The organism is Psychrobacter sp., assembly GCF_049295055.1.
GTDB lineage: Bacteria > Pseudomonadota > Gammaproteobacteria > Pseudomonadales > Moraxellaceae > Psychrobacter.
In genome coordinates, this window is the sequence record NZ_JBAQQF010000058.1 from 1 (window position 1) to 22612 (window position 22612).

The 22612-nt window shown below is 41.1% G+C and carries 19 protein-coding genes; 9 read left to right on the forward strand and 10 right to left on the reverse strand.

Annotated elements, in window-relative coordinates; all coding sequences use genetic code 11:
* Positions 1-377: 377 nt before the first annotated feature.
* Positions 378-1124 (forward strand): hypothetical protein, encoded by a 747-nt coding sequence (locus tag WAZ74_RS08960; RefSeq protein WP_422307956.1) that lies wholly within the window; start codon positions 378-380, stop codon positions 1122-1124.
* A 104-nt stretch (positions 1125-1228) separates the two neighbouring features.
* Complete coding sequence (locus WAZ74_RS08965; protein WP_422307957.1) at positions 1229-1975, forward strand: hypothetical protein; 747 nt, start codon at positions 1229-1231, stop codon at positions 1973-1975.
* 81 nt (positions 1976-2056) lie between these two features.
* Here the strand turns inward: WAZ74_RS08965 and WAZ74_RS08970 are convergent, their stop codons facing one another.
* The 6 genes from WAZ74_RS08970 to WAZ74_RS08995 all read right to left on the reverse strand — a co-directional run bounded on the left by WAZ74_RS08970 (position 2057) and on the right by WAZ74_RS08995 (position 7876).
* Positions 2057-2848 (reverse strand): ankyrin repeat domain-containing protein, encoded by a 792-nt coding sequence (locus WAZ74_RS08970; RefSeq protein ID WP_422307958.1) that lies wholly within the window; start codon positions 2846-2848, stop codon positions 2057-2059.
* 322 nt (positions 2849-3170) lie between these two features.
* Positions 3171-3755, reverse strand: coding sequence for an Rrf2 family transcriptional regulator (locus tag WAZ74_RS08975; protein ID WP_422307959.1), 585 nt, complete (start codon positions 3753-3755; stop codon positions 3171-3173).
* 332 nt (positions 3756-4087) lie between these two features.
* Positions 4088-5341, reverse strand: a complete 1254-nt coding sequence (locus WAZ74_RS08980; RefSeq protein WP_422307960.1) for an NnrS family protein — start codon at positions 5339-5341, stop codon at positions 4088-4090.
* Between the two features lie 165 nt (positions 5342-5506).
* A complete protein-coding gene (locus WAZ74_RS08985) occupies positions 5507-5926 on the reverse strand; it encodes a hypothetical protein (RefSeq protein ID WP_422307961.1) in 420 nt (139 codons plus the stop codon).
* Positions 5927-5967: 41 nt separating this feature from the next.
* Positions 5968-6408 (reverse strand): DUF3429 domain-containing protein, encoded by a 441-nt coding sequence (locus WAZ74_RS08990; protein WP_422307962.1) that lies wholly within the window; start codon positions 6406-6408, stop codon positions 5968-5970.
* A gap of 28 nt (positions 6409-6436) precedes the next feature.
* Positions 6437-7876, reverse strand: a complete 1440-nt coding sequence (locus tag WAZ74_RS08995; protein ID WP_422307963.1) for a DASH family cryptochrome — start codon at positions 7874-7876, stop codon at positions 6437-6439.
* Between the two features lie 189 nt (positions 7877-8065).
* Between WAZ74_RS08995 and WAZ74_RS09000 the strand changes: the two genes are divergently transcribed.
* The gene (locus tag WAZ74_RS09000) at positions 8066-8296 is read left to right on the forward strand and encodes a hypothetical protein (protein WP_422307964.1); all 231 of its coding nucleotides are present in this window, start codon (positions 8066-8068) and stop codon (positions 8294-8296) included.
* Positions 8297-8751: 455 nt separating this feature from the next.
* Complete coding sequence (locus WAZ74_RS09005; RefSeq protein ID WP_422307983.1) at positions 8752-9705, forward strand: IS256 family transposase, variant Zn-binding type; 954 nt, start codon at positions 8752-8754, stop codon at positions 9703-9705.
* 85 nt (positions 9706-9790) lie between these two features.
* Here the strand turns inward: WAZ74_RS09005 and WAZ74_RS09010 are convergent, their stop codons facing one another.
* From WAZ74_RS09010 to WAZ74_RS09020, 3 genes are all read right to left on the reverse strand, one after another.
* Positions 9791-10282, reverse strand: a complete 492-nt coding sequence (locus WAZ74_RS09010) for an META domain-containing protein (protein WP_422307965.1) — start codon at positions 10280-10282, stop codon at positions 9791-9793.
* A 496-nt stretch (positions 10283-10778) separates the two neighbouring features.
* Positions 10779-11900, reverse strand: coding sequence for a lipase secretion chaperone (locus WAZ74_RS09015; RefSeq protein ID WP_422307966.1), 1122 nt, complete (start codon positions 11898-11900; stop codon positions 10779-10781).
* Between the two features lie 130 nt (positions 11901-12030).
* A complete protein-coding gene (locus WAZ74_RS09020) occupies positions 12031-13107 on the reverse strand; it encodes an esterase/lipase family protein (RefSeq protein ID WP_422307967.1) in 1077 nt (358 codons plus the stop codon).
* 314 nt (positions 13108-13421) lie between these two features.
* Here WAZ74_RS09020 and map point away from each other — a divergent pair, with 314 nt between their 5' ends.
* Both map and glnD read left to right on the forward strand, forming a co-directional pair.
* Positions 13422-14213: a type I methionyl aminopeptidase gene (map, locus tag WAZ74_RS09025; RefSeq protein ID WP_422307984.1), complete on the forward strand. Its 792-nt coding sequence runs from the start codon at positions 13422-13424 to the stop codon at positions 14211-14213.
* A gap of 170 nt (positions 14214-14383) precedes the next feature.
* Positions 14384-17209, forward strand: a complete 2826-nt coding sequence (glnD, locus tag WAZ74_RS09030) for a [protein-PII] uridylyltransferase (protein WP_422307968.1) — start codon at positions 14384-14386, stop codon at positions 17207-17209.
* A gap of 187 nt (positions 17210-17396) precedes the next feature.
* On the opposite strand, the gene WAZ74_RS09035 is transcribed toward glnD, so the two are convergent.
* A complete protein-coding gene (locus WAZ74_RS09035; RefSeq protein ID WP_422307969.1) occupies positions 17397-18065 on the reverse strand; it encodes a hypothetical protein in 669 nt (222 codons plus the stop codon).
* Between the two features lie 377 nt (positions 18066-18442).
* On the opposite strand from WAZ74_RS09035, the gene dapC reads away from it, so the two are divergent.
* The 3 genes from dapC (at position 18443) to WAZ74_RS09050 (ending at position 22578) form a co-directional block, all read left to right on the forward strand.
* Positions 18443-19693 (forward strand): succinyldiaminopimelate transaminase, encoded by a 1251-nt coding sequence (gene dapC, locus WAZ74_RS09040; protein WP_422307970.1) that lies wholly within the window; start codon positions 18443-18445, stop codon positions 19691-19693.
* Between the two features lie 264 nt (positions 19694-19957).
* On the forward strand, positions 19958-21940 hold the full coding sequence (locus WAZ74_RS09045; RefSeq protein ID WP_422307971.1) for a DUF294 nucleotidyltransferase-like domain-containing protein: 1983 nt from the start codon (positions 19958-19960) through the stop codon (positions 21938-21940).
* A 32-nt stretch (positions 21941-21972) separates the two neighbouring features.
* Complete coding sequence (locus tag WAZ74_RS09050; protein ID WP_422307972.1) at positions 21973-22578, forward strand: 3'-5' exonuclease; 606 nt, start codon at positions 21973-21975, stop codon at positions 22576-22578.
* Positions 22579-22612: the final 34 nt, after the last annotated feature.

Consider the following 22612-nt stretch of genomic DNA (forward strand, 5'->3'; position numbering starts at 1 on the left):
AAGTGATACAGCGTGACTGGTATTTATTTTTTGCAGCCTCTGTCAGCGTAGACACAGCAAGCAATAAAAATTCATATCAGTTACGCGGCACTACAATACGTATCTTTTTTATTTAGTATCGATTATAGCGTTGTTTAGCTTAGCTGCTGCTATACAGCATTACATTGCAATATCAAACATTCCTCTATCTGGTTTTTCATTTTTACACATCTACATGATTTCTATCTGTTTTAGTACAGACTTTGTGCGCTCAAAAAACCATAATCTTAAGGTGTTATTTATTGATGTAGGATGTCTTTCGTTGATAAACAGTATTCACCATCAAACAATCTAAGACGTTAAAACATATAAGTAAAAACTATTAAGGGATGATCTCAATGGTCGATAAAATTTATGATTTAGGAGCGGGGTTTTGGAGTATACGGGGCTCATTTATTAAAAATAGTATAATCGATATCGGTGGGCAATCTGCACTCATAAAGCTCGCATCGGAACGATTTATATTTTTAGACAGCTATACGCTAACAGGTGAGGTTCGTCAGCAAGTAATGAGCTTGACTAATAACGGTCAGGATGTCGAAGCTGTGCTAAATGTCCATCCCTTTCATACCGTACACTGTGCGCAAATGGCAAAAGACTTTCCGCAAGCCACATTTTATGGCAGCCGCCGCCACCTTGAGCAAGTACCAGAAATTAATTGGGCAGAGGATTTGGTCGAGAGCGATGCCGTTGCGACACGCTATCCTGAGCTTGAATTTTCTCTTCCCAAAGGAATTTACTACATCGCGCCCGATGACGCTGTTCATGCAGGCTCGTTATTAGTTTATCATCCTGCCAGTCAAAGCATTTATGTTGATGACACTTTTGAGATTCCCCCGTCTAAACTATTAAATACGGTACAGCCTACTCTGGGCTTGCATCCAACTACTAAGCAGGCGCTGAAAGATGAGCCAAATGCAGGTCAGCAATATTGCGACTGGGCGACGGCACTGGCAAATAAGTGGCTTGATGTGCGATACTTTTGTGGTGCGCACTCTGGTGTGGTTGAGTTTGGCGAAGGTGAATTTGAGTCCGCGCTATTGTCTGTCATTGATGGCGCTCGTGCTGAGCTTAAAATTTCATAACTATTTAAACAATTGTTTAAAAGCACTTATTATATTGTTAAACAGCATTCGCGCTCTCCATTCTCCACTCTCAATCCACTTTTAAAAAAATAAGGAAAATAATAATGTCAGATAAAATTCATAATTTAGGTTCAGGGTTTTGGAATATACGCGGCTCATTTCGCATTGGCGGTGTCATAAATATTGGCACTCAATGCTCACTTGTAAAACTAGCCTCAGGACGTTTTGTTTTTTTGGACAGTTACGCTTTAACGGGTGAAGTGCGTGACGAGGTCATGGCATTAACCAATAACGGTCAAGATGTCGAAGCCGTGCTAAATGTCCATCCATTCCACACCGTATACTGTGCACAGATGGCGAAGGACTTTCCGCAAGCGATATTTTATGGCAGCAGCCGTCATCATAAAAAAATACCGGAAGTACAATGGGCGACTGACTTGGTCGAAAGTAACCCCGTAGCCAAACGCTATCCTGAGCTTAAATTTTCCCTGTCAGAAGGCGTTCATTACATCTCACCCAATGAGATGCTTCATGCAGGCTCACTATTGGCCTATCACCCTGCCAGTCAAAGCTTGCACGTTGACGATACTTTTATGAGTCCACCAATGAAATTGCTTGAGGCAGTACTGCCAGATCTCATGCTGCATCCCACAACCAAAAAAGCACTAAAAAATGAGCCAAATGCTGGCAAGCAATACTGCGACTGGGCCAGTAATTTGGCACATGAGTGGCGAGATGTGCGTAATTTTTGCGCGGCCCATTCATATATAGTTAAGTTTAAAGACGGTGAGTTTGAAAGAGCCTTATTAAAAGCCATCGATAAAGCACGACCAAAACTTGAAAGCGCTTAAGCTTAAAATAAAAACTATAAAAATGAATCATAGAAAAAGGCTACCAAAACGGTAGCCTTTTTCTATGTTTAACCAATATCGTTATTCACAACTTGCCTTACCCGTTCGATGATTAATAGCACCATTCGCCTTGAGCAATTGCTGCATCTCTACATGACCACGCGTACAAGCATAGGAGTATGCGCCTTGATTGTAAGAACCCAACTTCTTGTCTTTAGTCGTCGCCACCAAATTTGGATTGGCACCTTTCGACAGTAAGTATTTGACGGTTTCAATACGGTTGTTACTCGCAGCAACCATAATCAAGGTCTCACCATCACTCTCTCGCGTTTGATCATTTAAATTGACTGGCTCTTGAGCATTTAATAGTCCGTATACCTTTTTAACTACCTTGGTATTTTTACCTAGAGCGGCAGATTTTAGGACGTTATAGACATCACCTTTGTCAGTCGCTTGTAAGCTTGCACCTTGAGCAATGAGATAATCGACGATATCTTCATAACCAATAAATGCAGCCCAACCTAACGCTGTTTGATCAAGATTACCCGTATCTTTCACTTCTAAATCTTGGCCATTATTGACCATATACTTAACGGTTGCTAAGTCGCCATGCTTTACCGCATCAAACCATTTAGCATCTGCGCCGGTAGATGGTTTCTCGTAAAAATTACGATAAGAAAGCTTGTCCTTATTAGCAATATCAAAGTTCTCAGCATCACTAAAACGAAAGCCTGTCTGCAGCGTGGGCGCAACTTGGGTTGCTTGTACGACACTATCTTTAGTGGTATTGCTATCGGTATTTAAGCTTGAACACCCTGTTAATAACATGACCGCCATGACAGCTGACGCTCTCATTTTGCAAACGAATTTCATAACTTAATCCTAGAGATAATTTAAATAAGATACACGGGTATAGTAAGAAGTTGATAATAACTTAACAGTAATAAGCAGGCAAATTGAAAATATTAAACGAGAGGTTTAGTTTTGCTTCTATTATATTCTACCTAGTTTTACGTAGGGGCTTTTTAATACTAAGCATTTAAGCCTAACCACTTAAGCCAAATCCTCCACTCGTTAAGCTTGATAATCCTTAAAGTACTTGAACAGCAGTAATAAGAGGCATAAAAAAGTTATAAAAAAAGCCTGCTAATATAGCGAGCCTTTTTGATTACTATCCTACTCCAAGCTTAATATATTACTTTAAAACCTGAGCAACAGGATTTCTATAAAACAACAACTCAGCTAACTCCGACTCATTGCTAATAATATCTGCCAATGTATAACGCTCAAGTACGCTGATAAAAGCGGTCAACGCTTCAAAAAACACCTGTTTGAGCTGACAAACAGGGCTAATGACACAGCCTGATGTGGCATTATTTACTGCCTCATCAATCAGTATCAACGATAAATCTTTGTTAATAGCTTTCTCGTCGCTGCTGCCAACATTTACCACACTATTATTACTATCAGGTTTCGGACTAATCAGTAAATCCGTAGAAAAACATTCAACCAAATTAAAATCCGGCTCAATTTTTTTAATCAATACACCCAAATTAATATCTTTGGGTGCACAGGCCAGCCGAATCCCGCCATTTTTACCGCGGACACTATCAATGTAGCCAAGTTGCCCCAGCTGATGAATAATTTTAGTTAGATGACTTCGAGAGATATTATAGCTGGTCGCAATATCACTAATATTAGCCAGTAGATGCGGCTCCGGCTTAATCGCTAAATATATTAATGAGCGCAGCGCATAATCGCTATAGTTGGTCAGTCGCATTTTTAAGCGCTCCTATTTTTGATATGGATGTTAAGTAGTTTTAAGTGGTGGTGTTTTCTAAGCAGCCTTACTGTCTAAATATTTTTTTCGATTAGCTTTATTTTTCTACTCTAGTCAGTCCTAAATAAAAAAAATACAAATATTATAACGTGCTACTGGTATCAATTTTTCTTGCTTGCTGTGCTTACGCAGACAGAGTCCGCGAATAATTAATCCCAGTAGCCCTGTATTCTTTTAAAAATGGATCCACTATAACTCTCATTTTCAAGCAAGGTTAGCTTTTACAATGTTAGTTATCTTTTTAGCGATTGCTTTTATTTTTTATCGTCTTATTAACCGAATAAACCGTCTGGTCTCTGACGTGCCAGCATCGGTAAATAACTAATACAGAATACGACGAAGCAGGCTATCCAAGCGCTTTGCGCTATCATTATCCATAACAGATAATGACTCATGTCAAATAAAGGTAAAAACACACGACTGACAAAGGCTAATACCATCAGACCAAACATGATATTGACGGTTTTAGGAGGTGTATGGATACTACGTCCAGTATGACCAAGCGAGACGCGCGCCATCATAGCAACAGTCATCATGCCCACACCAGCAATCGACAATCCATGTACTGCGATACTATGATTATAGCCCAACCATGGCTGCAGTGCGTACAATATAAAGCTCACACACATCCCTAAGAACGCGACAAATAGCGACCATAATAGCGGTTTCTGCCATATACCGCGATGATACCAACCCATCAAGCGTACGATATTGACCACTGCGACGCCAAGCGCACTGATGGTCAACAGATACTTATTTGGATAAAACAGATCGGCGATGAAAAAAGTAAAGAAGAACAGTAAACTTGCGATGTCTTGCGCTTTATTATTGCGTACCGTCACAGTTTCTGCCACGCCTTTAGCGTTAGGTATACTAAGACCGCGCTCGATAAAGAAAGGCACGACGCGGCGACCAATGGTCAATACCAAGCCAATGATAAGATAAAACCCTAAATAGACGCCTAGCTTAGTCATATTCATATTGGCGCTAATAATACCCCAATAGCACAAGCCATTACCCAATGTCAGTAGCGCAAGCTTCGCTAAGATGCCCATTTGCTTATATTGTTTAACTTGTAACACTGCCCGAAAAATCACAAAAGCCATGGAGCCGACAAACAACAAATCAAACACCGCAGCGGCATATAATAGCCATGCGCTACTGCCAGCTATCGTTACGCCCAAACCAAACGCTATCCAGCCCAAACGCGCCAGCAACCAACAAACAAAAATAGCTAACAGCTTATAACCATGAGGCATCATGACGCCTGTCCACGTCTTCACCGCCGTTAATAAAAAGCCCGCCACGACGGCTAAAGCATAGCCATAAATCATTTCGTGACCATGCCAGTATAATGGATTTAACGTTTGTGCCTCTATCGCCGTATGTCCGGTAAATACAAACGCCCACAATACCATCGTGATAATGGCAAAAATTGCTGCTGCACTAAAAAATATTCGAAAGCTCAAATTGAGTATAGGATGCGGAGCGCTTGGTGGCTTGCTGGGTAAGTTGATAGATTGCATAGCAGGCTTCTTATAGTAAAGGTTAGAATAGTTACCTTAAAGATTCATTTTAAATAAATTTTATAAATTATTCAATGTGTTTAACTTTTAAAGCTGTTTGTAGAGATAAGTCGGTTACATAATAAAAGCGACCCATACGGTAAAGTTGTTTTCACTTTAATAAGACTAGTTTGTACACTCTTCAACCGTCTCATGATATTTTTTAATCGACTTATATACGTTATTCGCATCTATTTCGATAGTTGCTTCAGCGTCTGCTATCAGACTTGAATACACTGTTATTTCTGCGTCCATAGCCGCCAATAAGCTTTTTTTCGAACTTATTAAGCATGGCGTGACTTTTAGTTTGGCTGTCTCACCTCTTAACGTCTGCATCTCTTCTATGATTACAGGCCTTTCTGTTGTGGACGCTTTGCTTGCCAATTCGCTGTTACGCTCCCACTGATTTACAATAGTATCAAGCTTAACTTTATCTTCTATAGACATCGCTAAACTTTGCTGAGACTGGCTGCTATCGTAATAATTGAAACTAATAATACCTAGCAATACTAGAATGGCTATAGCAACAATAAGTTTAGTATTCATCGTTCATTTTACCTAATGTAGGTTTGCCTGATTTTAACTACTTATAACTGAACTACTGCAATCATAAGTGAAATAACCACCATTGCTGTGACGTACTGTCTTACTTTAAAATAATCAGCACTGATAATCTGAGCATGATAAAGACCATAATCAATCACTAGCATACTAGCGAAACCAACGACTAGCAGCCAAATAAAACCGACTGGCGATAAAGTCAAAAACCCTAGCCACAATGCAAGCGCGATAATGTTGCTAAATATAGGCAGCTTGACTGCCCATGCATTCCCATCGGCTAAACTTAGATGATTACCCCAGTGCGCACCTGCCATAAATGAGGCTATCACTAAGCCATAAATAGATAGTATATGCGTGGTTTTCCCCAAAACCGGGATAGCGTCAACACCCATAGTGATAAAAATGGCACAGACTACGAATGGAATAGCACCTGCAAAAGTTAAATAAGGACTGGGTTTTTTCATCATGTTAAACTCATCTTATACTGAAATCGGTTTAGAATTTACTGGCGTTATTAATGGCCTCATTACCCTGCCATTTATCAATAAAAATCCTATTAGGGTCGTGTTGTTGGGTTTGCTTGATCAGGTTAAACTGTCTACAGCCTCTTGGGTCAGCGCCGACCCCAGCGAGATACTGCCAATTACCCCAGTTACTGGCTACATCGTAATCGATAAGATGCTGCTCAAAGTAGCTTGCACCATGACGCCAGTCCAAACCCAGCTCATGAATAAAGCAGCTGGCAACAATTTGTCTGCCTCGATTAGACATATAACCTGTCGTTTTTAGCTGATGCATACAAGCATTAACGATAGGATATGTCGTTGTACCCATTTGCCATTGCTCTAAACGTGTTTTATCGAACTGAGTTGATGGGGCATGTTGAGCAATCCCTTTAAACCAAAACAGCTTTTGCTGATGAGTAACCGCATACCAATAAAAATACTCGCGCCACAGTAGCTCAAACCATATCCAGTAAGTTGACTCATTCGCGATGACGTTACGTTCATAATGACGTAAACGATTCAGCAGCACTTTAACTGATAACGTCCCATTTGCTAGCCACGCTGAGAATTTAGTGGAATGCGTCCAGTCATCAAGCGCATTACGCGTGGTCTTATAAGTACTGGGCGCTTCGGACTCAAAATAGTGATCTAGATGATTGATAGCACTGGTTTCACCACCTTTAAATTCAGAATTCTTTTGCGGATGTTGCTGTGATGGATTATCAGCGTCTTGCTTTAGGAAATATTGGTGATTATTTATCATATTATCAGGCATTGGCGATAGCGTTTCTGGCATCTGCTCAATCTTAAGATCGTTTTCTGCAGTTAATAAATTATAATCTGACTCTACCTTTTTGCGAAATTGAGTAAAGCTTTTGGGTAAGTCGTCTGTTGGTAAAGTAGCAAATAAGGTGCTTATCGACTGAGCATGCCAACCTATCTGCGGATACTTATTTTGCAAAGCGTCATAAGCTTGATTTTGATTATAATCTGCCGTTTGGCTGACGCAGATATCGGTAACCTGCTGCTGCTCGATAAGTTGGCATAGCTGTGCAAAGGTCTCTAGTGTTGGTTGAAAACTGCCATTTGATAACGTTTTTGATGTTAGGCACAGCAATCTATTGCCAAGGCGCTGTAGCGATTTATCCAAATCAACCAAACTCTCATGTAAAAACTGCGCGCGTGCTTGCCCCATTTCGTCAAAGTGATAGAGTTGTTTGCTGGTCTGCTCGGCAAGTTCATCTGCCAGATCTGGCGCATAAACACACAGCAGTCGTCCGTTATTATCACGAGTGAGTTCAGCCGCTTTTAATAATGTGCCGTTGTCGTTTACCCGCAAGTCATTATGAAACAATACCAGTGCTATTTTTTTGTTTGACGGTTGATTAGATGGCTGGCTTACTTGGTTATCTACTGACTGATTTAACATGTTTGTCATTCCCGAATAGTTAAACGCACTTCATTACATGCTCAGCGTAAACTATAATATTTTAAAATATCAAATACCGTATAGGCCATGTTAAATATTAGAACGTGACATTTAACGTGGTTATTGTACTCATGAGCATTGACTATCGTTAAGCTGGCTGCTTAAATGGTTTACCCCTAGGAGAATGCCATGACTGAAGAACACGCATCGACTCAAAAGCATAAAATTGTCGATAGATTTTTGATCAAACTCACCAAAGAAGAACCACAAATGTATTATGCTCCGACCTCAGAGATTGCTCGTAGTATCCATGCTATGATAAAAGAGCACACCAATCGCTTGTCAGTAGAGGAGCAGGCGCTCGTCAGGCATATGAGCATCGAAGAGATACAAGGCTTGTTAGGCTTTCATCTTAAATAATCATGCTTTAAGCATCCCAAAAAAGACCGCCATGATAGCGGTCTTTTAGTTTATATAATTTTTGATATATAAGTATTTATATCATCCTAACTTCGCTGAAATTTAAAGTAATGATTTATCATTCCTAAGACTGGCTGCAGTATATTTAAATCTCAATTATATGCTAAAGAGTTTGACATATTTATTTTGTTAGCTATTATATTCATAATAACGAATATAATAGCTAACGAGGTAATGGGATTATGCAAAACTGGGCTAAGACGACCTGGGTCTTAATAACGGTATGCGCGATCTTATTAATAATAGTAACGCTTTTAAGAATAGGCCGTGTTATCTAATGATTAGCTTGCGAGACTCTACTGGACTTTGTAATTTTATAAAAAATAATGATGGAAATTGCTAAAGGTTGGTGTAATGGACATTTTTCATGCTGTCATAGTGCCTAAAGCTATATACTGTCTCTATTTGCAAGGAATCAACGCCATGAATCAAAAAACTGCCCTTTTTGTCGTGACAAACACATCAAGAAAAATGGACGCAAGCTCGGCAAACAACAGTACCAATGCTTAGCTTGCAGACGGCAGTTTTTAGGCGGTGCAAGACTCAATAACCAAACCCTTTGGACTGAATACACCCAAGGGAAACAGACCTACAAGCAACTGGCTGACAAATACCACTGTAGTCTTAAAACCATTCAAAGACGCTTAGACAAAGTCAGTATTGAGTACCAATTTAAACGTCCTAAGACCGCTAATATCATCATGGACACCACTTACTTTGGCCGTAAGTTTGGTCTGATGGTTTTTATGGACGAAACCACAAGAACTGTTCTATATTATGCGATAGTCAGCCATGAAACCAATAGCGCCTACAAGCAAGGGATAAATCACTTAACATCGCTAGGCGTTGATATACAAAGCATTACCTGCGATGGTAGACGAGGACTGAGGATGCTGTTTACCAGCATTCCTTGTCAAATGTGTCAGTTCCATCAAATACAAATAGTGACCCGCTACTTAACCCGTCGTCCTAAGAACATCGCCAGTATTGAGCTTAGGCAGCTGACTTTAGACTTAACTCAGCTTGATAAAGCCGCGTTCATAAAGCGCTTAGATCACTGGTACCTTACCCATGAAGCCTATCTCAGTGAACGTAGCGTTAATGAGAATACAGGTGAAACATGGTACACATACAAGCGTCTTAGAAGTGCTTATCGTAGCCTCAGAACCAATAGTGATTGGCTATTCACTTATCGAGAATATGAGTATTTAGACATACCGAATACCACAAATTCTCTTGAAGGTTTGTTCAGTGAATTAAAGCGGCAATTACACAGTCATCATGGCTTGAATGAACACCGTAAGTTACAGTTTATTAAGGACTTTCTTGCGTCAAAGTCACTCAAATAGCATGAATTATGTCCATTAGCGACTACCGTCTACTTTTTAGCATGAATTTTGTCCATTACACCAACATTTATATCAAATCGCTAAATTATTTAGAGATAGCTTTAAAATGAGCAACTTGATTGCTATTGGTGATGGTCAAGATAGGCATGTTATTAGCATTGTTACTAATGCTGTATTTACCTTGTACAGTCGCCATTGTTGCCGTATCAAAGCTTGCTTGTGGCTCAGGGCATGCCATCATAGTAGATAACACATTACCTAATACGACGTTGCCATTTACAACGCTGTAATCAGCGCCAATGTTATTACAAGTATTCACAAAGGTCACACGGTCGCTACCATTCGCTTTAAAAAATTTCAACGTTAACGGCTTAGCTGGGTCAAAGAATAATTGGGTCACTTTGGCGCCATTAGTGCGTTTGGCATCAACAAGCTGCCAATCATACGATTGTAGAGCAGTAGTAGTAATTGGCTGGGTCACTGGGGCAGTGACGCTAGGAGTAGTTTGGCAACCGGCAGCAGCAAGTGTACCTACAGCAAGAGTGGCAGCCATCATCATTTTAGTCATGTTTTTCATATAAACTCCTATAGAGATCAAATAGTGATGTACACATATAAAGGGTTTATTAACTATCATTTTATATGTGAGCGTTTGTTATGATTAATTTATTATTTTAATCATTAATCTAAACGATGGCGCCATTATGCATGCTCTTCGTAAGGCTGTCATGATAAATTAGGTGTATGTTTGCAACCATATTTGTTTGACTGTATAGGGTTTTTGCTAATGCTCCTTGCTAGTCGAGCCATTAACTGATATCAAATAATTCTTCTCTCACTATTCGTTATATATTTAAAATTTCTGCCGTATAGTCAGTGAAAAGTAATATCGATACGTTAGGTACTGCTGGTATTAATTTTTCTTGCTTGCTGTGCCTACACGCAGACAGAGGCTGCAAAAAATTTATACTAGCAGTACCGTAGCGTTTTTAGGGTATATTTAAAACCTTCATTTTACTTTTAGCGCCACCTACTTATTTTTAAAATCATTCTTACAACGCGCCGCTGACCTATTAGTTTGCGTTAGCAGTTTTCTGTTGTTGTAGAGCAGCGTAACCTGAGAGACGTTTACGTTCAGTATCGTTAAACAGTTGCTGCTCAAGCTGATTGATTTGAGTTTGCGCTTGTTTATTTGTTTGGGCTTTATCCGCACTTTGGCTCAAAAGGCGCTGCTTTTGTACTTGGTACTGATTGAAGCGTTGATCAAAGTTAGCATCTTCTTGATCGACTTGCTGAAGCCGTGCTGCTGCAGGCGCGCCGACAAGCTCACGGCGCATATTATATAATTCCTCAGCCGTTGCACCTTTTGCTTGCATCTGCTCTGTACGACTTATCAACTCATTTAGATTGGCTTGCTGGGCAAGATTGGCCTTGGTCGAATTGTCTGGCATACGACTGATGTAGTCTTGCCTTGCCGCCTCTTTTTGGCTGTCAGACAGCTGGTTATCTTGGTTGATTCTGACCATCTCGATACTATAGTCATCATAGTCATCTTCTGTACCAAAGAAGGCTGTGATGGTTTCTTTAGCAAAATGCTGCTGACGTAGCTTGGCTACCTCCTGCTTTTGCTGCGCAACGACATTTAAATCCAGTGAGCCACTTTTTGTCGCTTGTAGTTGTAGATTGCCGTATTTCTTCTCAATATCAGCGATTGCCTTTAGATAAGCAATATACTGATCAAATATAGTGACTGCTTGACTGGCAGCAGGCTCTGGCGTGTGACTGCGTATATAACTTTCCACACGGGCATAAATGACCGCTTCCTCTTCTTCACCAAGTGCTGATAAAAAATAATCAAACAAACGACGTAAACCTTCGGTGACGACCAATTGTTTATTTTCATCAATAATAATTTCACCATCGACATCGGTACCTTGCAAGGAGCGCGGTAAATTCTCCAGCCCCGTGGCAAATTCAGTATTGTTTTGATTGGATGACATGCCAGCACCGTTACTGGGCTGAGTCATATCTATTGAACTATTCCCAGTGTCATTATTATCCGTTGTAGACAGCGATTCAGAAGCGTTAACGCTGTTATTACTAGGTTTAAACCATACGATTACTGCTACTGTGATGGCGATAATCACAGCAATAGCAGCAACGATCAAAAAAGGTGAACGGCGATTATTTGACATAGCAAAAACATCTTATTTAATAAATCAATTGATATACGAATCTAATATAAAGAAGCAGGGTCAACACTGTTGACCCTGCTTCTTTATACAACGCTTGCAGACTCAAGGCTATAGTCTACTCATTAACCAATTATAGATTGGCTTTTTTCAAACGACTTACCTGCGTACGATAAATAGATTTCGGCTCAGACTCTCCCCATGCAGTCAAGCCCAGCAATTGATTGGCTGAATCCAGATGATTCATTCGATAATTATCACGAATCACATAACCAAGCCGACTTGAGCAGGCAGAGACCAAGCCATCATTAGAGTCTCCTGCAAACGGTATGCCCGTTGCTGCTAATAGATAGTCAGTAGGATCGAGTGCGCTAGTTATTTGTCCAACACCACTAAATGAATAATATTTGATGCCATTGACAGCAGTACTGGTTGGCTGGCCACAATAACTGGTTGGCATTGCCGCAGGAAATTTGGCATTGAAAAGAGCGGCACCATCGGTCGATAGAGCCACAACTGCTTGCCAGCCATCTTGCTGTTGTATCTCTTCAAAGCTGATACCCGAACCGATATCTGTAAAACCACCGATTAAATTGAACAGTCCTGATACTAACTGTGTTGTGACGTTTGACGGAGTGCCCGTGTCGTTGTTTGGATCAAGGGTATTTCTGACAAAATCTGCCGTTTTTGAACCTTGCTCTGGGCTTGAAATAGCCGTTACTGAGGCTACATATTTTGGCGCAACGCCAGCGATATAACGAATGTCTATACCGCCTTGACTATGCCCAAATAAATTGACTTTAGATTTACCTGAAATGGCCGTGATGGTTTTGACTTGTTGTAACAGCTGCTCCCCACGAATCTCACTGTTATTGGCGGCTGATGTTTTGGTGGTATACACCTCTGAGCCGCCTTTCATCAAATCTTCAGGAATGCCATTGAAGTAATCAATAACTCCAAATAGCGTGGTAAAACCACCAAGTCCATGAGCCAAGACGACCGGATACTGAGTTTTAGTGTAATTAGAAGTGACGTACTGGCTATCAACCAACTTGCAACCAGTGGGATTGGCACAGTTATAGTACTGACCCGCCGCTTGGGCTGATGTGGTTTGTAACGCCATTAGGAGTAAACCGGCACTGATAGCACCAAGTGAGGGTAAAAAAGCGCTCGGCATCAGCACCCTGCGAAGAGGGAATTCTATAGTCATAACAACGTCCTTGTTATCGTTAGAGTTTGGCAGTTCCTTTATATAAACTTATATTGCACTTACTGCAAAAGTTATAAAGACACTATTGCTAAATCATTTAGCAACCAAAATGACAATACTTATATAATTACCAACATTCAACTGGTTTTTGACATTCATACTTCTATTACCATGACTCTATAGTCATTTTTGTATATATAAAGTCAGTTAATATCAACATGATTGAAATATTCAATGACTTGCATTCAAGCAGCAACTTGTGCGTTTATGATATAATTCATTACCTAAATTCTATAACTATAAGACCGATCATGATGACTAAAAAATCTCTTATTCAATCACCTGAAGCCATAGAAAAAATGCGTATCGCCGGTAAACTTGCTAGTGATTTGCTTGTGATGCTTGATGAGCACGTTAGAGTGGGCATCAGCACTGAAGCACTGAACCAAATCGCTCATGATTATATCGTTAATGTGCAAGACGCGATTCCAGCGCCACTTAATTATAATGGCTTTCCGAAATCTATCTGTACCTCAGTTAATCACGTGGTATGCCATGGTATTCCAAGCGAAAACAAAATCCTTAAAGACGGTGATATTATCAATATCGATGTGACTGTCATCAAAGACGGCTATTATGGCGATACCTCAAAGATGTGGGTCGTTGGTAATGGCTCAATCATGGCGCAGCGTATTTGCAAAGTGGCACAAGAGGCGCTATATGCTGGTATGAGTGTGGTCAAGAATGGCGCACGTTTGGGTGACGTCGGTGCCGCTATCCAAGCAGTGGTCGAGCCTGAACGTTTTAGTATCGTCCGCGAGTTCTGTGGTCACGGTATCAGTAATGAATTCCACCATGAGCCGCAAGTCATGCATTATGGCAAAAAAGGTACGGGCTTTGAGCTGAAGACTGGCATGACCTTTACCATCGAGCCAATGATTAACGAAGGTAAATGGCAAACTAAGATTTTACCGGATGAATGGACGGCTATTACTAAAGATCGCAAACTGTCGGCCCAGTGGGAACATACCATGGTGGTGACTGACAACGGCTGTGAAGTGTTTACCACTCGCCCCGAAGAAGACTTGAGTTTTTTAACTCAATAATAGAATATAAGATCGCTTAGGCGGTCTTTTTTTTGGCCTATTATTCACGCCTATTACCGACTATGCTTGTTGATTTTTTACCTTTATACTTTCAATGTATTGTCGATATACTACCAATAGCTTTTTAGTTTTAATGACTCATATTTCAAACTTTTAATTGGATAAACCTCATGTTTAATTGTGATGTCGCTTCTATTGATTTGACGCCGATGCCCACTCTAACGTGCTCATCAAACATTACTGCGACGACCGCCTCGATAACAGCGGAAAATCTAGCAGCTGATAATTTATTAGCAAATCGCTTGTTAGCAGATAACTTGTTAACAGGTAGTTCGTTAACAGATAACAGTACGATGGAAAAATCGTTATTCGGTCTTCCTGAATGGCTTATTCAAATCAATGACGATATCAGCCGTGCACTCGAACGCGGCGTCAATATTCGGCAGCTGGTTGCGTCACGGGCTTGTGTCATCGATGAGTTATTGATTGCTTTATTTCAATGGTTTGAGCTTGATAAGACCGACTTAGCCTTATTTGCGACAGGTGGCTATGGTCGCGGTGAGTTGTCACTCTATTCAGATGTGGATATTTTGCTACTGATGCCTAATGAGCTTGATAGCGATACGAGTAGTAAAATTGATAACTTAGTAGCGTTACTATGGGATATCGGACTTGAACCAGCCTTGTCAGTACGCAGTGTCAGTGACTGCTTAGAAGCAGCACTAGACCATACGGTTGCCAGTGCTTTGTTGGAGGCGCGATTATTAATAGGTAATGAGGCACTGCAAGAGGTGCCTATTCAAATCGTCAATAAACAGTGGTCACCGCTTGCGTTTTTTGAGGTAAAAATCAATGAGGCAAAAGCACGTTACCTACAGCACAATGCAACAGAGTACAATCTTGAACCCAATATCAAAACCGCTCCCGGTGGTTTACGTGACATCCATATCATCGGCTGGGTGACCAAACGCTACTTTCGAGTCAGTAAGCTTTATGACTTGGTACAGCAAAACTTTTTGACTGAAAAAGAGTTTGATGAGCTGAGCTTTGCAGAAGGCTATTTATGGCAAATACGTCATTACTTGCACGAGCTAACGGGTCGTAATGAAAACAAGCTGTTATTCGATTATCAGCGTGATATTGCCCAATTGATGGGCTATGAGACGCAATCAGACGATCAACCGAATGCCGCTGTAGAACGCTTTATGCGTGACTATTATCGCTGTGCCATGCAGATATCGACGCTGTCTGAGATGCTGACCAATCACTATTATGAAACCATTATAGAGCCGCAATTACCCGATGAGGAGCGGCCAAAGAAGCAACCTATTAATGCTCGCTTCAATCAAGTTGGTGAGCAAATTGCAATGGCGCATCATCGAGTATTTGCCCAGCATCCTGAAGCGATTTTAGAGATGTTTTTACTCATGGGTCAGTACGGTATCAAAAATGTGCGCACGCATACTTTACGGGCACTAAAAATTGCAGCACGCGGTATTGATCAAGCTTACCGAGATAACCCGACGAACCAGACGCTATTTCTAGCCAATTTAAAAGAGCAAAACTATCTTTTTCATCGCCTGCGTACTATGAATCGTTACGGTATTTTGGGTAACTATATCCCAGCCTTTGCACAAGTCACGGGTCTAATGCAGTATGATTTATTTCACCGTTATACCGTCGATGCGCATACTTTATTCTTGATTCGTATTTTGCACCGTTTCACTGATCCGCGTTTTTATGATGACTTCCCCCTCATCAGCGCTATCTTTCAGCGTATTGAGCGTAAAGAGATTTTGGTGTTGGCAGCGATGTTTCATGATATCGCTAAAGGTCGTGGCGGCAATCATAGCCAACTTGGCGAAACAGAATCGATTGAGTTTTGTCTAGCACATGGTATGAGTGTGGCGGATGCCAACTTAGTCGGCTGGCTGACCCGCTATCATTTATTGATGTCAATGACTGCACAGAAAAAAGACATATCAGACCCAGAAGTAGTGACGCTATTTGCAGACTTAGTCGGTAATGTCACCCATCTAAACCATTTATACGTACTGACGGTCGCTGATATGAATGCCACCAATCCTCAACTTTGGAACAGCTGGCGTGCGACCCTCATGAAGCAGTTGTATTCGCAAACGCGGCGTATCTTACGGGCGGATATTGACGCACCAACCAACCGTCAAGATATGATTAGTGCCACTCGTAAACAAGCGCTGGTAATGCTGGATAATGTTGACAATCAGCATATGAATCGCGATGAAGTGCTTAGGTTATGGGATGATCTAGGCGATGAATATTTTCTGCGGGAAATTGCAGAAGATATCTTATGGCATACCGAAGCTATTTTGAATCATCCGCCTATAGGTCGAGCCTCGGATGCAGACAGTACGCCGCTGGTCGTCTTACGTGAACACCGTGAGCTGGCGCTTGATGCGGTGCAGGTCTTTATTTATACCCAAGATCAGGTCAATTTATTTGCGGTGACCATGGCAGTATTTGATCAGATGAATCTAGACGTTTTGGATGCACGCATCATTACCGCCACCCGTGATTTTGCTTTGGACTCTTACGTGCTATTGGATCGTAGTGGCACGTTACTGGTCGATGTGGACAGCCAACAAGAACTTAAACAGCGACTGATTGATGCCTTTAAAAACCCTACCGCTCCCAAGCTAACCCATAGAAGGATTCCACGCCAGCTGAGACATTTCGACGTCGCTACAACCATTAATTTTGAATTCAACGATGCTTCAAATCAGCATATTATGAGCTTAGAAACGCTTGATCAGCCAGGTTTACTTGCCCGCGTTGGACAAGTGTTTTTACAACAGCAGATTGAGGTACATGCAGCGCGCATCACCACTTTAGGAGAGCGCGCAGAAGATATGTTTTATATTAGTGATCAGAACGATAAAGCATTATCCGCTGATAAACTTGATACCTTAAAGGCGGCATTGATAACGAGTCTGAGTATACGTAACGACACTCTTTAACGTACCTCTCAAGGCTTTTATTTGAATAGCCATTATTAAAATGTCGTTATTGAAGGGCTTTTATTTAGCATATTAATATTTAAGATATGCGTACTTAGAAGCTTTATCTATAAACTTAAATATCTAAACTTAAATGCCTAATCTTAAATAACTAGCTATAAAATGTCATGCCTAGACAACATGCATTTTATATTAGGCTTTTGTATATGACTTCACGAGCATATTCTTTAAGCGCGTCATCGGCAAGCTCTAGAGGCAAAATTCCTGCGTTTACTTTATGCTCGCCATACATCAAGCGTCCAGCATCGACTTCCTTTTGTAGCAAGCGGTGCAAGCTTGCCAGACGAAATTCTGCATCATAATATCTATAAATCTCCTTTAAAGAGATAGGCGCCTTGGCATGAACATGAGGATAAAGGCTATCGACTGATAAAATTGTCATCTCATTTATCATCTCTTCACTTGATAAGTCTACTTGGTTAATTTTACGTTCCAGATGAGTAGCGAACCGACCTTTGAAACCAAGCATAAAAACAAAAATCAGCGTATGTATGACAAAAATAGTAATATATTGCCATAAAGGTAACGACACATCTAATAGCTTGCTGAACAACATTAATACCATGGCAACCACCACATAGGCGACGAATTGCCACAGCAACCACATCATAAAGCTGTTTTCCCCAAACCAAAACATTTGACGCTCTTTTAAAAGAGTCAGCTGCTGACGTGCCTGCCACCAAGCCTGTTCACGCTGTTTTAATTGTTCATATGTTTCAATACGCTGATCATTATCAAAGTATTTATTATTGATATCCTTAGCGTTAAGACCGTCAGTTTTAGAACCACTAGCCATATCAATTCATTCCTAAAGTACGCTGCTATAAAAGCCAACCATTATTTTTGCTTAGTTACAAGTTACAAGTTACAAGTTACAAGTTATAAGTTATAAGTTATAAGTTATAAGTTATAAGTTATAAGTTATAAGTTATAAGTTATAAGTTATAAGTTATAAGTTATAAGTTATAAGTTATACCATGTCATTTTTATAATAAGACTTAGCAGCACAATCAAAACTGGCGATAGCTCACCGCCCTATTATCTAGGTCGCCATACATTGTTATTGATAATCATGAGAAGAAAAAGACAAAAAATAAGAGAAGTGCTACACTGCTTGAATGTAATTTTTCTTTATAACTTTATTATTAATTGTCTATTATAGTTAGCCTAATTATGAATCACAACTTGACATATCTGCACCCTTACCCATTTGCTAAAATGGCAACCTTGCTTGCTGATAGCACTCCAGCCTCTAGCTACAAGGAAATTAAGCTGGGTATTGGCGAGCCAAAACATGAGCCACCAGCATTTGTATTGGACGTGCTACGTGAAAACTTGGACAAAATAAGCCTTTATCCAACCACAAACGGCATATTTGAGCTACGCCAGACTATTGCTCACTGGCTTGAGAAGCGCTTTTTTTTAAATCACGTCGATCCTCACACCCAAATATTGCCCGTCATGGGGTCGCGCGAGGCAATCTTTAGTATTGTGCAGGCGGTGATTGACCACAAAACAGCAACGACTGGAACTATTAGCCAACCGTCAACTAGCAAATCGTCGACCGTTAGCGAACCACCAACGGTCGTCATGCCCAATCCTTTTTATCAAATATATGAAGGGGCAGCGATATTGGCGCAAGCAACGCCGTATTTTATGCCATGCACAGCAGATAATGACTTTAAAGGAGATTATCGCGCCGTACCAAAAGACGTCTGGACCCGTACCCAGTTATTATTTGTCTGTAGCCCAAACAATCCGACGGGCTCGGTGATGACGATGGACGACTGGGAGCAAATCTTTCGTTTATCAGACCAATACGGCTTTATCATTGCCAGTGACGAATGTTATAGCGAGCTCTATTTTGATAAAGCACCAATAGGTTTATTACAAGCCTGTGCTGCTCTCGGTCGTCATGATTTTAAAAACTGTGTGGTGTTTCATTCTTTATCCAAACGCTCAAACTTGCCCGGTCTACGCTCAGGCTTTGTCGCAGGTGACGCCAAAATTTTGCAGGCTTATTTACAGTATCGTACCTATCAAGGCTGCGCGATGCCGATTCCACATCAGCTCGCGTCTATCGCTGCTTGGGAAGATGAAAAGCATGTGGCACACAATCGAGCACTGTATAAAGAAAAATTTGCTTTATGGATGTCAGAGCTTGGTGAGTTATTAGATTTGCGCATGCCAGAAGCAGGCTTTTATTTTTGGGTCAAAGTCCCTGAACAGTTCGATGGTGATGATGAGATATTTGTCAAAGCATTATATGAGCAAGCCAATATTCATGCACTCGCTGGGCGTTACTTGTCACGTGAGATCAATGGAAAAAATCCAGGACAAGGTTATGTGCGTATTGCTTTAGTGGCCAGCGTTGATGAAAGCCGCGAAGCAATTAGTCGCATTCGTAAAATGCTGGGTGCGTAAGCTCTGACTTTGGAAAACAATAACTCTCACTTTAAAATCAATGAAGTTATTTGAGCGGTAAATATTAAAATAACAGCTAATAGCTTCTACAGTCTTAAAAATCTACTATCATCTCAAAAAGCCGTTAATAACCACAATATTTTTATGGTTATTAACGGCTTTCTAGTAAACAATGCTATAGTAAAAATATATCGCCACTATTCTTTATACTAACTTATCATTCGTAATATACCTTTCACTTAACGTGCCATCAAGGATGATGCCATGCCCCATCTTGATTTTACCCAGCCGCCATTTGATGTGTTAAGTGCTGCTGAACGCCAAAGTATTAAAAAAAATACTCAAGTTCGCTATCTTGCCAAGAATGAAGCCTTGTCAGCGGACGATTTGCAATACTTTTATGTGGTAATTAAAGGACAGATCGAGCAGCTGCTTAATGATGAGTTTTTCGCCGCTTATTTAGGGAGCAATCATACCGATCATCTCAATAGCAATGATTGGTTTGACAGTCGTCGTCTGCCAGAATCGCTGGCAGAAAATAGTATGCAAAAAAATACTGTTCAGGAAGGCACTATTCAGAAAGGCGCTATTCAGAAAGACAAAAATTCAGCGATAACCCCCTATCAATTTTGTGCTACCGAAGACACTCTATTGCTACAAATTAATGGATCGACCATTGACAAAATCAGTGCGCAAAATCATCTGGTTCGCCAATTGCTATCAGAAAACCTACCTGAACGATTAAAGGCGCTGCAGCAACGACGTAGCGGGCAGAATCTAGATACTGAGAACTATAACGACCAGCAAGAAGTGCAGCAAATCATGCTACAACCGGTGATCGATGTCACTTTACTGCCGGTACATATCGTTGACGCCGATAACAGCTTATTTCAGGCAGCACGCATCATGACTGAAGCTGGACTTAAACATGTTTTGGTACGGCCCTCAGGGCATTTAGAGGATAAAAACAGCTCTGATCGTACTTTGGGCATTCTAACCGATACCGATATCTGCCGCGCCGTTAGTGACCAGCAAAATCCTGCTACTACTCTTTGTCAACGTTATGCGAGCTTTAACCTTCGGACTATTGATGCCGATGATGAGATTGGCGATGCGCTATTGACCATGACTCGCTACCGTATTCATCGACTGCCAGTGATTGACGCCAATGGTCAAGTCGTAGGCGTGCTCGGGCAAAGCGATATGCTCGCTCATATTGGTCATCATTCACAGCTGATTAGTATTCAGATTGAGCAAGCCAAAGATTTACCAAGCTTAGATAAAGCCGTCGAGCTCATCGGGCGCTACATTCGTGCACAGCATCAAAACGGTATAAAAATGGGTAATATCAGCCGCATGGTACAAACGCTCAATGCGCAGGTTTTTACCAAACTTTGGCAGCTTATCGTCCCTGATGAAGTGATGGCGAATACCTGCGTTATCGTCATGGGCTCAGAGGGCCGTGGTGAGCAAATCATGCGTACCGACCAAGATAATGCCCTCATCATTCGTGACGGCTTTAGCCATCCTGAGTTGGCGCAGTTTGCCGATACGTTTAACCAGCAGTTAGCAAATCTTGGTTATCCGCTGTGCGATGGCAATATCATGATGACCAACCCAATGTGGCGACAGCCGCTAAAGCAGTTTGAAGCCCAGATTAGCTTATGGTTTAGAAACACCGATCCAATGTACAGTATCAATTTATCGGCTATATTTGATGGTGAATACGTCTGCGGCGACGAGTCATTACTTACTCATGTGCGTGAACACTTAAAAATAGCCCATCGTCAATCGGATCCGATGTTTGTACGCCAGTTCGCCCGTGCAGCGTTACAATTTGGCGATGTCAGTCAATGGTGGCAAAAGTTCGTGCCGCTACTGGGCGGTAAATCCAGCTCTTATGATATTGACCTTAAAAAAGCCGGTATTTTTCCACTGGTACATGGCATTCGTACCTTAGCATTAGAAAATGATATTTTTGACGCCCCAAGTAGCAAAGGTCGCCTTAAAGCGTTAGTGCAAGCTCGAGCCTTAAATCAAGAACGAGCGGATACTTTGCTTGAGGCATTAGAGTTCTTTATGGCACAGCGTTTATCGGTCGCGCTGTCGACAGATGATAAGCATGCTCATGAAGTTGATCCAACGACATTAACAGCACTTGAGCGTGATTTATTAAAAGAGTGTCTAGCGGTGGTAAAAAGCTTCAAAGGCCAATTGAGTCGGCATTATCAGCTTGAATTTGGTTAGGGCAGATCAGCTAGCGTTGGAGATAAAATAATATGAGTTGGTTAAAAAAACTATCGTCTTCTTGGCAAAAAAATCAGTTGCGACGCCCTGAGTTGGCATCAATGTTTACTCAACCTATGGCTGATCAATGGGTAGCGATTGATTGTGAAATGACCGGACTCAATCCAAAAAAGCATCATCTATTGTCTGTTGCAGCCATTCATATCAATGGCGATACTATCGACACTGGTAATGGTCTGCATTTGGTTTGCAAGCCGCCTATGATGCCTGACCGTGATACCATTATCATTCATGGATTGCGTACCGCTGATGTTGAGCATGGGATGAGCTACGATGAGATGCTGGCGTTACTATTGTCTTTTATTGATAATCGACCGCTAGTAGGGTTTTGCCCACAGATAGATACGGGATTCTTAAATCCTTTGGTGAAACGCTATATGGGTACTCATTTGCCCAATAAAGTGATTGATGTGCGTCAGCTATATAGCAGACGTATGGTTGGTAGCACCCAAAGCATCCCCGGTCAGTCGCAGCATTTGACCAATATTTTAGCGCATTACGATATTCCTGAGCTTGGCACTCATGATGCTTATAATGACGCTATCATGACGGCGATGGCTTTTATGCATGTGCGCTAATTTTGACTATTTTGATAAAATAGTACGATAAAAT

Coding starts and splice junctions, on each gene's coding strand:
- WAZ74_RS09045 (WP_422307971.1), top strand. CDS start 19,958: ATGCCCCATCTTGATTTTACCCAGCCGCCATTTGATGTGTTAAGTGCT.
- dapC (WP_422307970.1), top strand. CDS start 18,443: ATGAATCACAACTTGACATATCTGCACCCTTACCCATTTGCTAAAATG.
- WAZ74_RS08960 (WP_422307956.1), top strand. CDS start 378: ATGGTCGATAAAATTTATGATTTAGGAGCGGGGTTTTGGAGTATACGG.
- WAZ74_RS08975 (WP_422307959.1), bottom strand. CDS start 3,755: ATGCGACTGACCAACTATAGCGATTATGCGCTGCGCTCATTAATATAT.
- map (WP_422307984.1), top strand. CDS start 13,422: ATGACTAAAAAATCTCTTATTCAATCACCTGAAGCCATAGAAAAAATG.
- WAZ74_RS09010 (WP_422307965.1), bottom strand. CDS start 10,282: ATGAAAAACATGACTAAAATGATGATGGCTGCCACTCTTGCTGTAGGT.
- glnD (WP_422307968.1), top strand. CDS start 14,384: ATGTTTAATTGTGATGTCGCTTCTATTGATTTGACGCCGATGCCCACT.
- WAZ74_RS09035 (WP_422307969.1), bottom strand. CDS start 18,065: ATGGCTAGTGGTTCTAAAACTGACGGTCTTAACGCTAAGGATATCAAT.
- WAZ74_RS08970 (WP_422307958.1), bottom strand. CDS start 2,848: ATGAAATTCGTTTGCAAAATGAGAGCGTCAGCTGTCATGGCGGTCATG.
- WAZ74_RS09000 (WP_422307964.1), top strand. CDS start 8,066: ATGACTGAAGAACACGCATCGACTCAAAAGCATAAAATTGTCGATAGA.
- WAZ74_RS09050 (WP_422307972.1), top strand. CDS start 21,973: ATGAGTTGGTTAAAAAAACTATCGTCTTCTTGGCAAAAAAATCAGTTG.
- WAZ74_RS08965 (WP_422307957.1), top strand. CDS start 1,229: ATGTCAGATAAAATTCATAATTTAGGTTCAGGGTTTTGGAATATACGC.
- WAZ74_RS08985 (WP_422307961.1), bottom strand. CDS start 5,926: ATGAATACTAAACTTATTGTTGCTATAGCCATTCTAGTATTGCTAGGT.
- WAZ74_RS09015 (WP_422307966.1), bottom strand. CDS start 11,900: ATGTCAAATAATCGCCGTTCACCTTTTTTGATCGTTGCTGCTATTGCT.
- WAZ74_RS08990 (WP_422307962.1), bottom strand. CDS start 6,408: ATGATGAAAAAACCCAGTCCTTATTTAACTTTTGCAGGTGCTATTCCA.
- WAZ74_RS08980 (WP_422307960.1), bottom strand. CDS start 5,341: ATGCAATCTATCAACTTACCCAGCAAGCCACCAAGCGCTCCGCATCCT.
- WAZ74_RS08995 (WP_422307963.1), bottom strand. CDS start 7,876: ATGTTAAATCAGTCAGTAGATAACCAAGTAAGCCAGCCATCTAATCAA.
- WAZ74_RS09020 (WP_422307967.1), bottom strand. CDS start 13,107: ATGACTATAGAATTCCCTCTTCGCAGGGTGCTGATGCCGAGCGCTTTT.